Consider the following 14,949-nt stretch of genomic DNA (forward strand, 5'->3'; position numbering starts at 1 on the left):
CCGGAGATTCTCATGAGCGATTTCGTCGTCTACGACTTCAGGATGGATGCCTGGCAACCCGGCACGCTGCCGATGCGGCGTCTGGCGGAGTACGTCGCCGAACTCGCCAAGCTGTTCGGGTCGAGCGAACACGTTCACTTGATCAAGGTCCGCAGCGGCAGCGCCGTGCCGGAGATCGCCGTGGATTCGATTGCCCAGGCGAGCGTGGCGCAGCGCCTTGCGCTGGTCGGCACCCCGCAGGCGGATCGCGAGCTGACCCGCCACTACCGCACGTTGAACGCCCTGTTGCGCGAAGACGGCTGCAGTGCGGTGCTGAAGCTGAAGCACGGCAGGAAGGTGCTGGATTTTCCCGGCAGCAAGACGCTGTTGACGCAGGAGATCGTCACCCGTGAGTTCGGTACCCTCGATGGCGTCGTGATCCGAGTGGGTGGCAAGGACGACACCGTGCCCGTGTGGCTCGAGGGTGAAGGCGGCGAGAAACTGCAGTGCAGCGCATCGCGATCGACGGCGAAAGAACTGGCACCGCACCTGTTCGGTGGCCCGGTCCGGGTCAGCGGTGACGGACGCTGGCGCCGCGACGCCGAACGCGTCTGGACGATGGAGTCGTTCGTCATCAAGAGCTGGGAACGGCTCAACGACAAGTCGCTTGAAACCATGGTGATGCAGGTCCGGGAAGTCCCCGGCAACGGCTGGGCAGACCTCGACGACCCACTTGCCGAGTGGCGTCGCATCCGAGGCAGCGCACATCACCGATTCGCTGCCGCAGAGCACGCCGCAAAGCGGACTGCCATTCGATAGGCCGGACAACGACGCCACCTCACCCCACAAGAACTGACCCCGGCTCCAAGCCCCCTCCCCCATGAAATTCACCGACCAGCTGCGCCGCGCCGAACGCCGCAACGATTCCCTGCTCTGCGTGGGGCTCGATCCCGATCCGGCGAAGTTCCCCGGCGCCTGGAAGGGCGATGCGGCCCGCATCTTCGACTTCTGCGCCGCGATCGTCGATGCCACCAAGGACCTGGTGATCGCCTTCAAGCCGCAGATCGCCTACTTCGCCGGCCACCGCGCCGAAGACCAGCTGGAGCGCCTGATGGCCCACATCAAGCGCGTCGCGCCCGAGGTGCCGGTGATCCTCGACGCCAAGCGCGGCGACATCGGCCCCACCGCCGAGCAGTACGCCCGAGAAGCCTTCGAGCGCTACCAGGCCGACGCGGTCACGCTGTCGCCCTTCATGGGCTTCGATTCGCTCGAGCCGTGGCTGCGCTACGGCGACAAGGGCCTGATCCTGCTGTGCCGCACCTCCAACCCCGGCGGCTCCGACCTGCAGGCCCAGCCCCTGGTCGGCGGCGAGCTGGTCTACGAACGCGTCGCCCGCCTCGCGCAGGGCGACTGGAACCGCAGCGGCCAACTCGGCCTGGTGGTCGGCGCCACCTTCCCCGGCGAGGTCGCCCGCGTGCGCGAACTCGCGCCGACGCTGCCGCTGCTGATCCCCGGCGTCGGCGCGCAGGGCGGCGACGCGGCCGCCACGGTGCGCGCCGGCTGGCGCGCCGACGCGAGCATCGTCGTCAACTCGTCGCGCGCCGTGCTCTATGCGTCGAATGGTGACGATTTCGCGAGCGCCGCCCGCCGCGTCGCCCAGGCCACCCGCCTCGAGCTGAACACCCACAAGCCGGCCGCCTGACCCGCCGCCCGAGAGGCACCGTGCCGTGCAGTCCTGCACGGCAGGCCCGGCGAAACCGGGAAAACCAGCCCGTCGCGACCGTGACGCGGTGCCACACTCGGCGGCACCGCGCAGGTCGTCAACGCGCGTCCCCCTCGCCGTGCCGCTCTCCTCGCCCTTGCCCCTTCTGCCGCGCGAACCGCTGGACCGGCTGGTGGCCCGGTTGTTCTTCGGCGCGGGCGTCACGATCTCGCTGATCGGCGCACTGATCTACCTGTCGCCGGCCCTCCCGACCCGCCCCGGCATGCGCGCGCTGCTGGTCGGCGATTGCCTGGTGCTCGCGCTGTGCTTCACGCTCGGCCTGTGGGGCCTGGGGCGCATCGCGCTGCCGAAGCTGGTGCACCTGATGGGCTGGGTCGCCGCCATCGCGGTGCTGGTGACCGCGATCGGCCTCGGCCAGGGCGTGCATGCGCTGAACCTCGGCTACCTCGGGTTGCTGATCTGCGTCGTCACCGTGCTGGTGAGCCCGGCGTCGGGCCTGGTGCTGGCGCTCGCGATGGCCGCGGCGGTCGCCGGCCTCGCGATGGCCAACGGCCGGGGCTGGCTGCCCGGGCCGATGCCGATCGAGGCCATCCCGCTGCCGGTGCGCGTGCTGGCGCACTGGCTGATCTTCGCGTCGGCCACGACCTGCGGGATGCTGATCGCTAGCGTCGTGCGCCGCGCGCTCGGCGAGGCGCGCGACCGCGAGGAGCGCTTTCGCAGCCTGCTGCTGATGGCCGCCGACTGGTACTGGGAGCTCGATGCCGAGCTGCGCTTCATCCACATCAGCGACAAGCTGAACCAGTACTCCGGCATCGATGCGAAGGAGCGCATGGGCCGCCGGCCGTGGGAGATGCCGCAGATCGGGCTGGATGCCGACACGCTGGCGCGCCACCGCGCCGACCTGGAGGCGCACCTGCCGTTCAGCAACCTGATGGCCAGCCGCCCGGGCGAACACGGCGAGCTGCGCCACAGCGTGGTCAGCGGCCGCCCGCGCTTCGATGCCGATGGCCGCTTCGTCGGCTACTGGGGCCTGGGCCGCGACATCACCGCCGAGGTCGAGGCGCGCCGCGCCACCGCCGAAAGCGAAGGCCGCTACCGCGAGCTGTTCCGCCGCTCGCCGACCGCGCTGGTGCTGCACCGCAACGGTGTCGCGATCGACGGCAACGACGCCGCCGCACGCATGTTCGGCTTCGCGTCGGCCGACGCGATGAAGGGCTTCGACCTGCCGCAGCTCTACCCCGCCGGCGAGGCGCGGGAACAGGTTCGCCGGCGCGTCGCGACGCTGGAGGCGCTGCCCGTCGGCGAGGGCCTGGGCGTCGCCGATTCCAGCCTGGTGTCGCTGGATGGCCGGCCGCTGAGCGTGCAGGCCTCCGGCATTCGAGTCAGCGCGCCGGACGGCCCGGCCACGCTGTCGATGTTCCACGACATCACCGCCCGCGTGCAGGCCGAGACCGCGCTGCGGCGCTCGCAGGCGCTGCTGTCGCACCTGGTGGCGACCAGCCCCGACTGCATCACGCTGACCGAGGTGGCGAGCGGCCGCTACGTGATGGTCAACGAAAGCTTCACGCGCATCACCGGCTGGCGCAGCGACGAGGTGGTCGGCCGCACCGCGCTCGAGATCGGCATCTGGCACCGGCAGGCCGACCGCGAAGCGCTGGTCGCGGGCCTGGCCCAGGGCGGCCTGGTGACCGACCTGCCCGCCACCTTCGTGCGGCGCGACGGCACGGTGGTGTCGCTGCTGCTGTCGGCGGCGCGCTTCCGGATGGACGACCAGGACTACCTGGTGCTGAACGGCCGCGACGTGACCGAGACCGAGCGGGTGCGGCTGCAGCACGAGGCGATCCTGCAGAACGCGTCGATCGGCATCGCGCTGACGCGCGAGCGCCGCTTCATGCAGGCCAACCCCTGCTTCGAGGCGATGTTCCGCTGGCCGGCCGGCGCGCTGATCGGCCAGCCGGGGCAGGCGGTGTGGAGCGACGAGGCGGCGTACGCCGAGATGGGCGCGCTGGTCGGCCCGCGGCTCGCGCAGGGCGAGCCGGTGGAGGTCGAGCGCATGATGCGGCGCGGCGACGGCAGCAGCTTCCTGTGCCGCCTGCTCGCCCAGGCGGTGGACCCGACGCACCCGAGCCAGGGCGGCACGATCTGGATCGCCGAGGACGTGACCGAACGGCGCGCGTTCGAGCAGGCGCTGGCCCATGCACGCGACGTGGCCGAGGCCGCCAACCAGGCCAAGAGCGCCTTCCTCGCGAACACCAGCCACGAGATCCGCACGCCGCTGAACGGGCTGCTCGGCCTGGCGCGGCTGGCGATGCGCCCAGGGCTCGACGCGCTGCGCCGCGACCAGTACCTGGCGCAGATCCAGGACAGCGCGCAGAACCTCGCGAGCATCATCTCCGACATCCTCGACCTGTCGAAGATCGAGGCCGGCAAGCTCAGCGTCGAGGCGGTGGCCTTCGACCTGCGCGGGCTGCTGGTGGCGGTGCACCGCGCGTACCAGTCGCTGGCGCAGGCGCGCGGGCTGTCGCTGCGTCTCGCGATGACGCCCGAGGTGCCGGGCACGGTGCTCGGCGACCCGGTGCGGGTGCGCCAGATCCTCAGCAACTACCTGACCAACGGCATCAAGTTCACCGAGCGCGGCCATGTGACGCTGGAGGCCGCGGTCGATGAAGACGGCCGGGTGCGGCTGGCGGTGATCGACACCGGTGCCGGCATCGACGAGGCGACCCAGCAGCGGCTGTTCCAGCCGTTCACGCAGGCCGACTCGTCGACGACGCGGCGCTTCGGCGGCACCGGGCTCGGGCTGTCGATCTGCAAGGAGCTGGCGATGTTGATGGGCGGGAGCGTCGGCGTCGAGAGCGCGCCGGAGCGCGGCAGCCGCTTCTGGGCCGCGCTGCCGCTGCCAGCCACGCCGGCGCGCGAGGTCGGCACCGATGCGGAATCGCTCGACACCGCGTCGCTGGCCGGCGCGCACGTGCTGATGGTGGAAGACAACCCGGTCAACATGATGATCGGCGTCGCGATGCTGGAGCAGTGGGGCATCGACGTGGTGCAGGCGGTGGACGGGCTGGAGGCGCTGGTGGCGGTGCGGCGCTCGGTCGACAGCGGCCGGCTGTTCGACGCGGTGCTGATGGACGTGCAGATGCCGCGGCTGAGCGGGCACGAGGCGGCGCGGCGCTTGCGCGAGCAGCACCCGGCGGAAGAGTTGCCGATCATCGCGCTGACTGCGGCGGCGCTGGTGTCGGAGCGCGACCAGGCGCTGGCCGCGGGGATGAACGAGTTCCTGACGAAGCCGATCGATGCGCACCGCCTGCGGCAGGCGCTGCTGCGCGCGGTAGCGCAATCGGAGCGTCGCGCTACGTGATCAGCGGCAACGCGCGCTGCCGCTTGCCCGTCAACGCATACAGCGCGTTCGCCAGCGCCGGCGCCGCCGGCGGCGTGCCGGGCTCGCCCATGCCGCCGGGCGCGCGGCTGCTCGGCACCAGGTGCGTCTCGATGCGCGGGCACTCGGCCAGCGTCAGCAGCTTGTAATCCGGGTAGTTGCGCTGCTTGACCGCACCGCCTTCGATGTCGATGCGGCCGTACAGCGCCGCCGACAGCCCGAAGATCACCGCGCTCTCCATCTGCTGCGCGACGATGCCCGGGTTCACCACCGTGCCGATGTCGGCCGCGCAGACCACGCGGTGGATGCGCGGCCGGCCATCGACCAGCGAGACCTCCATCACCTGCGCGACGATGCTGCCGAAGCTCTCGTGCAGCGCGACGCCGCGCGCCTGGCCCACCGGCAGCGGCCGGCCCCAGCTCGACTTCGCGGCGACGAGCTTCAGCACCGCGGCATGCCTCGGCATGTCGCCCAGCAGCCCGAGCCGGAACGCGACCGGGTCCTGGTGCGCCGCCTCGGCCAGCTCGTCGATGAAGCATTCGCTGAAGAACGCATGGTGCGAATGCCCGACCGAGCGCCAGTAGCCCACCGGCACGCCGCTGTGCGTCGCGACCTGCGCGATGCGCTGGTGCGAGATGCCGTACGGCAGGTCGTACAGACCCTCGGCCGCGCTCTTGTCGGGCGTGTCGACCGGGCCAGCCAGCGCCGGCAGCACGCGCTCGATCCAGCGCGGCGTGATCGCGTCACCCGCCGTGGTGATCGCGAGGCCCGAGACCATACCCTTGCCGTCCAGGCTCGCCTGCATCAGCGCGACACCGGCCGGGCGGTAGAAATCGTGCGCGATGTCCTCTTCGCGCGGCCACACCAGCTGCACCGGGTGGCCGCCGCATTCGATCGCGATGCGCACCGCCTGCGCGACGAAATCGACATCGAGCCGCCGCCCGAAGCCGCCGCCCAGGTAGGTCACGTGCAGCGTCACGGCCTCGAGCGGCACGCCGGCCACGCGGGCCGCGATCGCGCGCGCCATGTCGGGCACCTGTGTCGGCACCCACAGCTCGACGCCGCCGTCGTGCACGCGCGCCGTGCAGTTGATCGGCTCCATCGGCGCATGCGCGAGGTAGGGCGCTCGGTACAGCGATTCGATCTGGCGCGCGGCGCCGGCACGCGCCTGCTTCACGTCGCCGCGGGTGTGGAACGCGAAGCCGCCGTCATCCCGCGCGGCCTCGCGCGCGGCGCGTTCCAGCGCCTCGTCGATGCGCTGGGTGTCGGCCCCGCCGGCCGGTGGTGGCGCCCAGTCGATCTCCAGCGCCTGCGCGCCGCGCCGCGCATGCCAGGTGCTGCGGCCGACGACGGCCACCGCCGCGGTCGAGCCGGCATACGGCCCGAGCCGCACGACGCGCTGCACACCGGGCAGCTGCATCGCCGCGTCGACCTTCACGCGCTGCGGGCTGCCGCCGAGCATCGGGCAGTGGCGCACCACCGCGTACAGCTGGCCCGGCTCGCGCGTGTCGAGGCCGAAGCGCGCCGTGCCGTCCACCTTGGCGGCCAGGTCGGTGCGCGGCGCGGCGGTGCCGATCAGCGTCCAGTCTTTCGGGTCCTTGGTGCGCACGTCGCCGATCGGCGTGGCGGCCGCCAGCTTCGCGAGTTCGCCGAAATGCGCGTGCGGGCCGGACACATGACTGACGATGCCGCCATGCACCTGCAGCTCTTCGCGCGGCAGCTTCCATTGCAGCGACGCGGCACCCAGCAGCTGCGCGCGTGCGGTGGCCGCGGCCAGCCGCAGCACGTCCCAGGCGTCGGCGATGCTCGACGACCCGCCGGTCACGCTGACGCCCAGTTCGCGCGCGAACTTGCTGACCATCCACTGGCCGGCCTTGACGGTCGTGGTCTCGCGGCCGGGCTCGGCGTCGTCCGGGTGGAAGGGCAGCGCGCCGACGAACATCGCGACGTTGCCGTACAGCGATTGCGGCGCCGCCTGCACCAGCGTCACGCGCGACAGCGGCGTGTCGAGTTCATCGGCCACCAGCATCGCGAGCGCGGTGTGCACGCCCTGGCCCATCTCGCTGCGGGCCATGGCAAGCAGCACGCGGCCGTCCGGCTCGATGCGGATCCAGCCGTTCAGCGTGACGATGCCGTCGGTGGCCGGCAGCGGATCGGACGTGCCGATGCGGCTGCGCGGCGGCAGCGCGCTCCAGCCGACCAGCAGCGCGCCGCCACCGGCCAGCGCGCTCAGCAACAGGCTTCTTCGCTTCATGCGCGGGCCTCGTTCGCCTTGTCCTGCCGGGTGGTATCGCCGCGCAGCACGGCCGCCGCGCTCCTGATCGCGTCGCGGATGCGCGGGTAGGTGCCGCAACGGCACAGGTTGGTGATCGCCGCGTCGATGTCGGCATCGGTCGGCGAAGGGTTCTTGGCCAGCAGGTCGGCCGCGGCCATCAGCATGCCGCTCTGGCAGTAGCCGCATTGCGGCACCTGGTGGGCGATCCAGGCCTGCTGCAGCGCGTGCGGCCGGCCGGGCGCACCGAGTGCCTCGATGGTGCGCACCGGCTTGCCCTGCGCGGCCGACAGCGGCGTCACGCACGAGCGCACTGCCTGCCCGTCAACATGCACCGTGCAGGCGCCGCAGGCCGAAACGCCGCAGCCGAACTTGGTGCCGGTCAGCATCAGCACGTCGCGCAGCACCCACAACAAAGGCATGTCGGGCTCCACCGCGTCGGGCGGCAGGGGCAGCGTCTGGCCGTTGACGTTCAGTTCCATGGGTCGGGCATTCCGGTGTCGGTCCCCATTCTGGGCCGGCGGGGCGCCTGCGGCTGTGGCGTCAACGAAACGGGGTGTGACCGGCGGCACACGCGTTGGGGTTTATCCTGACGGGCTGTGTCCTTCCGGAGCTCCGCTGCATGAACCGTCGTCTGTCCTGCCTGGCCGCTGCCGCGGTCGCCGCCACGCTGTCCGCAGCCGCCTCCGCGCAATCTGCCTCACCTTCAGCCTCATCGATCACGCTGTACGGGCTGATCGACATGTCCGCCGGCCGCTTCCAGGATGCCGGCGCCGCGCGCACGCTGCGCGCCGAGAGCGGCAAGATGACCACCAGCTTCCTCGGCTTCAAGGGCACCGAAGACCTCGGCGGCTCGCTGAAGCTGAAGTTCGCGCTCGAGCACTACCTGCGGGCCGACACCGGCTCGGTCGGCCGCACCAGCGCCGATGCGTTCTGGGCGCGCAACGCCTACGTCGGCTTCCAGGGCGATTTCGGCACCAGCCTGCTCGGCCGCAACACCACGCCGCTGTTCGTCTCGACGCTGTCGTTCAACGCCATCGGCGATTCGTTCGGCTTCTCGCCGAGCATCCGCCAGGTGTTCGCTCCGAGCACCGGCCTGGCGTTCCAGGGCGACTCGGCCTGGAACAACTCGCTGCTCTACAACACCTCGAACGCCGAGGGCTACAACGTCAGCCTGATCGGCAACCTGGGCGAAGGCGCGCCCGGTGCGACCGGCCGCAACCTCGGCGGCAACTGGGTGCTGCTGACCGACACCTGGGGCGCGACGATCGCGTATCAGCAGGTAAAGAATGGGCTGGTCGCGGCGCCGGCCGGCTTCAACCGCCAGGACACGCTGCAGTTCGGCGGCACCTACGACTTCACCGTCGTGAAGCTGTATGCGCAAGCCACGCGCGTGAAGACGAAGGCCACGGTCGACACCAAGTCGACGATCTACGGGCTCGGGCTTGCGGTGCCGGTGGGCGCGCTCGGCAAGGTGGTCGCGCAGTACGGCCAGGCGAATGCCGATTTCAACCCGGGCGAGGTCAAGAACCGCACCGTCACGCTCGGCTACGACCACGCGCTGTCGAAGCTGACCGATGCGTATGCGGTGGTGATGAGCGACCGGTTGACGAATGCCGAGAACGGCACCAGCGTGGCGGCCGGGTTGCGCGTGAGGTTCTAGAGGCGGTTTGAACGCAGCGTTCAAAGCGGCTGCTCGCGGCTGCGCTGCCGCGGCGGCACACTGTCGGGTCGATTGGAGAACCCTGTCATGCCTGCCACCGCCCTCGCCCACCTGCCCGCCGACGGCCCGCCCGAGCTGCTGTTCCTGCTGTTCCACGGCGTCGGTGCCGACGCCTCGCACATGGCGCCGCTCGCGCAGCGCCTGGTCGCCGAATACCCGAAGGCCGCCGTCGTCTGCCTCGACGCACCGGATCCGTTCGACGCCGTGCCCGGCGGCGGCAGCGGCTGGCAGTGGTTCTCCATCCAGGGCATCACCGAAGACAACCGCCCGCAGCGCGTCGCCGAGGCGCTGCCGCGCTTCATCGCGACCGTGCGCAGCGTGCAGCAGCAGCTGAACATGTCGTGGCCGTGCACCGCGCTGGCCGGCTTCTCGCAAGGCGCGATCATGGCGCTCGAGGCGGTGCAGGCCGAACCGGCGCTGGCCGGCCGCGTGCTGGCCTTCAGCGGCCGCCATGCGACCGCGCCCGAGCACGCCCCCGAAGACACCACCGTGCACCTGTTCCACGGCATGGCCGACCGCGTGCTGCCCTGCGGCCCGGCGATCGATTCGGCCGAGCGCCTGGTCGCCCTCGGCGGCGACGTGACCGCCGACGTGCTGCCCGGCATCGGCCATGAGTTGCACCCGCAGCTGCTCGACAAGGCCGTCGAGCAGCTGCGCACCTTCCTGCCGAAGAAGGTGTGGCGCCAGGCGATGAGCGAGGCGCCGATCCTGCCGCGCAGCGCATCGAGCGACGAACTGGGCTGATCCGAGGGAATCCTCACTGGTGGCATGGGGTTTGCTGACTTGCATACAAGTCGGTACCCATCGGGGTCGCATGCGCCAAGCCGGGGCATGGGGTCGAGGCGGTGTGCCGGCGCGTTCCGCCGCATCACCAACCCCATCCAAGGATTCCCCATGCGTACCCGAACCCTGTCGAAGGTCGCGGCCTGTGCCGCGCTGGCCGCCTGCGCTGCCGCCGCCCATGCCGCCGAATGGAGCGATGCCTTCATCGGCTTCACCTATGGCACCAAGTTCAAGGAACCCGGCAGCGACGCGGACGTGAAGAAGAAGGTCGCGACGCTGCAGTACGTCGGCGGCTACAAGTACGGCGTCAACTTCTTCGCGGTCGACATGCTGGCCTCGGACGAGAACAACACCGCCAACAACAGCGACCGCGGTGCGCACGAGGTCTACGTCACCTACAGCAACACGGTGAGCTTCGGCAAGGTGAGCGGCAAGCCGATGAAGTTCGGCCCGATCCGCGACGTCGGCTTCCAGTTCGGCTTCGACTTCAACTCGAAGAACGATGCCTTCGGTGCCGGGCTGACGAAGTACATCGCCGGGCCGAAGGTGGAGTTCGACGTGCCGGGGCTGCTGACGCTCGGGCTGCTGTACTACAAGGAGAACAACAACAACTCGATCGCCGGCACGCATGTGAACTTCGACGCGGCGCCGCGCCTGGCCACGGTGTGGAGCTTCGATTTCAACGCCGGGCTGCCGGCGGTGTTCAAGGGCTGGGGCACCTGGACCGGCGAGAAGGGCAAGGACGGCTTCGGCGGCGACACATCGGCCGAGACCTGGACCGAGATGGGCCTGCTGTGGGACGTGGGCTCGGCGGCCGGCACGCCGAAGACCTTCTATGCGGGCTTCGGCTACCAGTACATCAAGAACAAGTTCGGCAACCCGTCATCGCTGGCGGGGACCAAGGTGTCGGCGCCGTCGTTGAAGGCCGAGTACCACTTCTGAGAAACGTCCTGCGGATCGGCTTGGGCTTCCATCAGTCCTTGCCAAGTCGAAGCCGCTGGACCACCGGCGTCCAGCGGCGGATGTCTTCCGCAATGATCTGGCCGAACGCAGCGGCACTTCCGCCCGCCGGCAGCATTCCCTGCGATACGAGGGCGGCCCTGATGGTGACATCCGCCAGAGCCGCGTTCGCATCGGTGTTGATCTTCGTGACGATGGCGAGAGGCGTGCCGGCGGGGACAAAGAGCCCGTTCCAGCCCATCACCTCGAAGCCGGGGTAGCCGCTCTCCGCCACCGTCGGCAGGTCCGGCGAGAGCTCGGATCTGCGCAGACTTGTCGTGGCCAGCAGCCGGATGCGCCCTGCGGCGACCAAGGGCTTCAAGGCGGTTTGCACCGCGAAGAGCATCTGCGTATCGCCCGCGGCGAGCGATGTCGCTGCAGGCGCTGAGCCGGCATAGGGAATGTGCGTGGCCTCGAACCCCGCCACGGTCTTGAACAGCTCCATGCCCAGGTGAGATGTGCTGCCGATGCCCACCGAGGCATAGGCGAGCTTGCCGCCTTGCTGTCTGGCCCAGGTCACGAACTCGGCGAGATCGTGGACGGGCAGGCTCGCCGACACGGCGAGCACGTTCGGCTGCGCCGTGGCCATCACGACGGGAACCAGCTCCATCCCGGCCTGGTTCGGCACCCTTCCATCGAGCAGCGCTGCGAGAGCCACCGGCCCGGAAAAGCCCAGGCCGAGGGTCAGTCCGTCGGGCACGGATCGGGCAACGGCATTCATGCCGGTGACACCACCGGCACCTGCGCGGTTGTCGATGATGACGGGGCGTCCCCACCGCACCGCGAGTTGCTCGCCGAGTGTGCGTGCGACGAGGTCTACCGAGCTGCCGGCAGTCGTGGGAACGATGATGCGGACAGGGCCGCCGGGCCACTCCTGCGAACGTGTCTCGGGCGCTGCGGCCACCGCCAGCGTGCACGCGAGGATGTGCACGATGCGCCAGGAGGACAGCGCAGTCATGCTCGGTCCTCCACCTTTGAATCGGGTCGCAGCAATTCCGCCTTCAGCGCCTGGATCGCCTGGTCGAGCCGTTCGACCGCCTTGGCCAACGCCCGCTTGTGAAGCAGATCCACCTCGGGTCGCAGCGGCCACATCCGCATCAGCAGAAAGTCTCTTCCCACGATGTGCACCTGATGGGCGAACCGCTCCAACAGGTCGGCGAGCAGAACGGTGGTATCGAGCAGATGTTGGTGCTTTCTACTGCGTGAGTTCCACAAGGTCACAGTTGCTGTCTCCTTTGATGGCGCCTTGCTTCAGCGCGATGGTCGGCAGTGTTCTGTGCCTGGTCCGCAGCGTCCAATACTGATCTAGTATGGCCGGCCATACCTGCCACGACTGCCCTCACATGCCGCTGGAACTCCGTCATCTGCGCTGCTTCGTCGCGATCGCGGAACTCGGCAGCGTGAGTCGCGCGGCTGAAAAGCTTTTCGTGTCGCAACCACCGTTGTCGGCGCAACTGCGCTGCCTGGAGCAGCAGGTCGGCGTGCCCTTGTTCGACCGGCATGCACGCGGCATGCGACTCACGTCTGCCGGTCAATCCTTGCTGGAGGATGCGCGCGCGATCCTCACCCGCGCCGACCAGGCGTTCGAGCGCGCGAGGGAGCAGCAATGCTGCGGTCAATCCAGAATCCGCCTCGGTCTGATCCCTTCAGCCATGCAGTCGTTGTTGCCGGACCTGCTCGATCGCGCGCGGCAACAGGGCTTCGACATGAGCCCGCAGGTGTCCGAAATGATCACGTCACGGCAACTGCAGGCCCTGCGTGGTGGTGCGATCGACCTCGGATTCGCGCGCACGAACGACGATGACCAACCTGCGGAAACGGTGGCCGCGCTGGACGACCCCTATTGCCTCGCCATCCCGGCGGCGAGCGCTCTGGCGCAAGGCCGAGGTGCTGTCGCACTGGCGTGTGTTGCGGCAGAGACCTTCGTCGGCTTCTGTCGCCATACCGACACGGACTACCAGGATCGCGTGCTGGCGTTGTGCGAGGCAGCCGGGTTCCAGCCGCGTGTCGTGCACGAGGCCAGAAACTACAGCAGCGTGCTGGCGCTCGTGAGCTGCGGCCTCGGGGTCGCGATCGTCCCGGCATCGTTCTCGACGCTGCCGCATGCCGGCGTCGTGCTGCGTCGAGTCCAGACAGGACGCTACCTGGGGCGACTGGTGCTGCTCGCGGGGCCGCATGTGGCCGCGCAAGCATGGGCAGAGCGCTTCATCGAGATCGCGCGCGGTTCATTGGCGAACCTCGGTCAGCACCTTGTGGCGCATGGCAGCGTCGGACTGACCCAGGTGGCCAGGCGAGACTTGGGGCGCGACTGACGCGCCACCGCGGCGACTCCGCCAAGCTCAGTCCAGCACCACCTCGGTCTTCACCGCCCCCGCGCGGTCCGCACGGGCACTCAAGGCCAGCCGCGTGCCCTTCGGCGCGCGCACCACCCACTCGGCGACCGCGCGGTCGGCCGTCACCTCGCGCGTCGGCAGGAAGGCCTGCAGCGTGCTCTTCGGCCCGTGGCCCTCGAGCTGCGGGCCTTCGATGCGCTCCTTGCCGCTGACCAGCGACACCGTCGCATCGCCCGGCGGCAAATGGATCTCGAACATCGTGCCGCGCACCGTCTTGCGCGCCAGCGCCCGTTTGCTCACATACGCGGGCAGGTACCCGCTGTTGCACACCGCCAGGCGCACGCGCCAGGTGTCGGGGCCGAGTGCGCGCACCTCGGTGCGCAGCAGCTCGAGCCGCGGCAGGCTCAGCGCGATCTGGTTCATCCACGCCGGGAAGCGCGCGGCCTCGCGTTCGCGCAGCTGGGGCGGCGGGTTGCGCCAGAAATTCATCTTGTCCCAGCCGCCGATCTCCACCGGCCCGAGCTGCGGGTGGTGGAAGGGCTTCCACTCGACGTGGGCCTGGCCGCCGCAGTGCTCGTCGCTCCACTTCAGCAGCTTCAGGTCGTCTTCCACCGGGTGGTCACGGAACCAGTCGATCCACTTGTAGCCCTCGATGCCGGCCTCCTTGTTCGGCGACCACAGCTCGACCACCCAGAACAGCGCGCCCAGGTGCTCGTACACCCAGTCCTGCGTGCCGGTGATGACCTCCTTCGGGTGGTACTTGAAGTCGTGCCAGATGCTGATCGCCGGGTAGCCGGTCAGCTTCTCGCCCATCGCGCTGAAGCGCTTGTACGACCACAGGTCCTCCGGGATCATGTCGTCGTCGCTCTGCGTGCCCATCGGCCGCAGGATCACGCCGCTGTGCGTGTGGTAGCTGATGGCCGCACCGATGTTCGGGTGCTTCAGGATGAACTCGACCATCGCCCGCACCTCGGGCTCGCTGGCCGGGTACGGGCCGGCACCGACCTGCTCGAACTCCTGCCGCCAGGCGGACGGGAAGTTGCGGTTCAGGTCCAGCCCCTCCTGGTCGCGGTTCACGTTGACGGTCAGCCCGTCGTAGTTCTTCAGCAGGCCCTCGGGCATCAGCCGGTAGTACTCGCCGCCGAACTCGCCCGGCTCGCGCGGCACCATCAGCCGCTGGTCCTGCGGGCATTTCTTGTAGGTGCCGTGCGGGTCGGGGATGCGCATCGTCAGCATGCGGCCGTCGCCATCGACGTCTTCCAGCGTCAGGCCCTCGACCGGCTCCTCGTCGTACGGGTAGCTGCGCGTCGACGAGCGGATGTGGCGCGGCCGGTCGGCCAGCGCGAGTTCGGCACCATCGGGGTTGATGCGCGGGCACAGGTAGATCACGCGGGTGTCGAGCAGCTGCGTGACCTGGCGGCCGGTCTCGTCGTCGTGGCCGTACTGCGTCACCAGGTGGTGCAGGTAGTACAGGCAGGTGGTGCTGGCGGTCAGCTCGGCGGCGTGGATGTTGCCGTCGGCCCAGAACGCGGGCTTGTCGGTGTCGGGACCGGTCGCGGTGTTGGTGACGGTCGCGAGCCAGATGTCGCGGCCCTCATGGCTCTTGCCGATAGCCTGCACCCTCACCAGGCCGGGATGGGCCGCGGCGTAGTCGAACAGCAGCTGGGTCAGGGCGTCGTACTTGTAGAAGATGTCGAAGCGAGGCGTGGGCGTGGCGGGCAACGTCATGGCGTACGTCAAGGCGGTTGAGGGCGAAGG

12 protein-coding genes are annotated in these 14,949 nt (G+C 69.8%); 7 read left to right on the plus strand and 5 right to left on the minus strand.

Annotated elements, in window-relative coordinates:
• Window positions 1-12 precede the first annotated feature (12 nt).
• The 3 genes from ACXJLU_RS14885 (at window position 13) to ACXJLU_RS14895 (ending at window position 5,063) form a co-directional block, all read left to right on the plus strand.
• The gene (locus ACXJLU_RS14885; protein ID WP_457332150.1) at window positions 13-798 is read left to right on the plus strand and encodes a hypothetical protein; all 786 of its coding nucleotides are present in this window, start codon (window positions 13-15) and stop codon (window positions 796-798) included.
• 61 nt (window positions 799-859) lie between these two features.
• Window positions 860-1,681 (plus strand): orotidine-5'-phosphate decarboxylase, encoded by an 822-nt coding sequence (gene pyrF / locus ACXJLU_RS14890; RefSeq protein ID WP_457332152.1) that lies wholly within the window; start codon window positions 860-862, stop codon window positions 1,679-1,681.
• 157 nt (window positions 1,682-1,838) lie between these two features.
• Window positions 1,839-5,063 carry a PAS domain-containing hybrid sensor histidine kinase/response regulator gene (locus ACXJLU_RS14895; protein ID WP_457332154.1) on the plus strand — a complete coding sequence of 1,075 codons (3,225 nt, stop codon included), beginning with the start codon at window positions 1,839-1,841 and terminating at the stop codon, window positions 5,061-5,063.
• On the opposite strand, the gene ACXJLU_RS14900 is transcribed toward ACXJLU_RS14895, so the two are convergent.
• Both ACXJLU_RS14900 and ACXJLU_RS14905 read right to left on the minus strand, forming a co-directional pair.
• Window positions 5,056-7,335 (minus strand): xanthine dehydrogenase family protein molybdopterin-binding subunit, encoded by a 2,280-nt coding sequence (locus ACXJLU_RS14900; RefSeq protein ID WP_457332156.1) that lies wholly within the window; start codon window positions 7,333-7,335, stop codon window positions 5,056-5,058. The two genes, ACXJLU_RS14895 and ACXJLU_RS14900, sit on opposite strands and share 8 nt — an antisense overlap.
• Window positions 7,332-7,835 carry a (2Fe-2S)-binding protein gene (locus ACXJLU_RS14905; RefSeq protein WP_457332158.1) on the minus strand — a complete coding sequence of 168 codons (504 nt, stop codon included), beginning with the start codon at window positions 7,833-7,835 and terminating at the stop codon, window positions 7,332-7,334. The genes ACXJLU_RS14900 and ACXJLU_RS14905 overlap by 4 nt, the downstream gene beginning before the upstream one ends.
• Window positions 7,836-7,975: 140 nt before the next feature.
• Here ACXJLU_RS14905 and ACXJLU_RS14910 point away from each other — a divergent pair, with 140 nt between their 5' ends.
• The 3 genes from ACXJLU_RS14910 (at window position 7,976) to ACXJLU_RS14920 (ending at window position 10,801) form a co-directional block, all read left to right on the plus strand.
• Complete coding sequence (locus ACXJLU_RS14910; RefSeq protein WP_457332160.1) at window positions 7,976-9,016, plus strand: porin; 1,041 nt, start codon at window positions 7,976-7,978, stop codon at window positions 9,014-9,016.
• An 87-nt stretch (window positions 9,017-9,103) separates the two neighbouring features.
• The gene (gene ypfH, locus ACXJLU_RS14915) at window positions 9,104-9,820 is read left to right on the plus strand and encodes an esterase (RefSeq protein WP_457332162.1); all 717 of its coding nucleotides are present in this window, start codon (window positions 9,104-9,106) and stop codon (window positions 9,818-9,820) included.
• 150 nt (window positions 9,821-9,970) lie between these two features.
• A complete protein-coding gene (locus tag ACXJLU_RS14920) occupies window positions 9,971-10,801 on the plus strand; it encodes an outer envelope protein (protein ID WP_457332164.1) in 831 nt (276 codons plus the stop codon).
• A gap of 31 nt (window positions 10,802-10,832) precedes the next feature.
• Here ACXJLU_RS14920 and ACXJLU_RS14925 read toward each other — a convergent pair whose 3' ends face one another.
• Together ACXJLU_RS14925 and ACXJLU_RS14930 are read right to left on the minus strand one after the other, a co-directional pair.
• Window positions 10,833-11,816: a Bug family tripartite tricarboxylate transporter substrate binding protein gene (locus ACXJLU_RS14925; protein WP_457332166.1), complete on the minus strand. Its 984-nt coding sequence runs from the start codon at window positions 11,814-11,816 to the stop codon at window positions 10,833-10,835.
• A complete protein-coding gene (locus ACXJLU_RS14930) occupies window positions 11,813-12,079 on the minus strand; it encodes a hypothetical protein (RefSeq protein ID WP_457332168.1) in 267 nt (88 codons plus the stop codon). The genes ACXJLU_RS14925 and ACXJLU_RS14930 overlap by 4 nt, the downstream gene beginning before the upstream one ends.
• Window positions 12,080-12,201: 122 nt before the next feature.
• On the opposite strand from ACXJLU_RS14930, the gene ACXJLU_RS14935 reads away from it, so the two are divergent.
• On the plus strand, window positions 12,202-13,170 hold the full coding sequence (locus tag ACXJLU_RS14935) for a LysR family transcriptional regulator (RefSeq protein WP_457332170.1): 969 nt from the start codon (window positions 12,202-12,204) through the stop codon (window positions 13,168-13,170).
• 27 nt (window positions 13,171-13,197) lie between these two features.
• Here ACXJLU_RS14935 and ACXJLU_RS14940 read toward each other — a convergent pair whose 3' ends face one another.
• Window positions 13,198-14,919: a M14 family metallopeptidase gene (locus ACXJLU_RS14940; protein ID WP_457332172.1), complete on the minus strand. Its 1,722-nt coding sequence runs from the start codon at window positions 14,917-14,919 to the stop codon at window positions 13,198-13,200.
• Window positions 14,920-14,949: the final 30 nt, after the last annotated feature.

Source organism: Rhizobacter sp. P5_C2 (genome assembly GCF_054049715.1).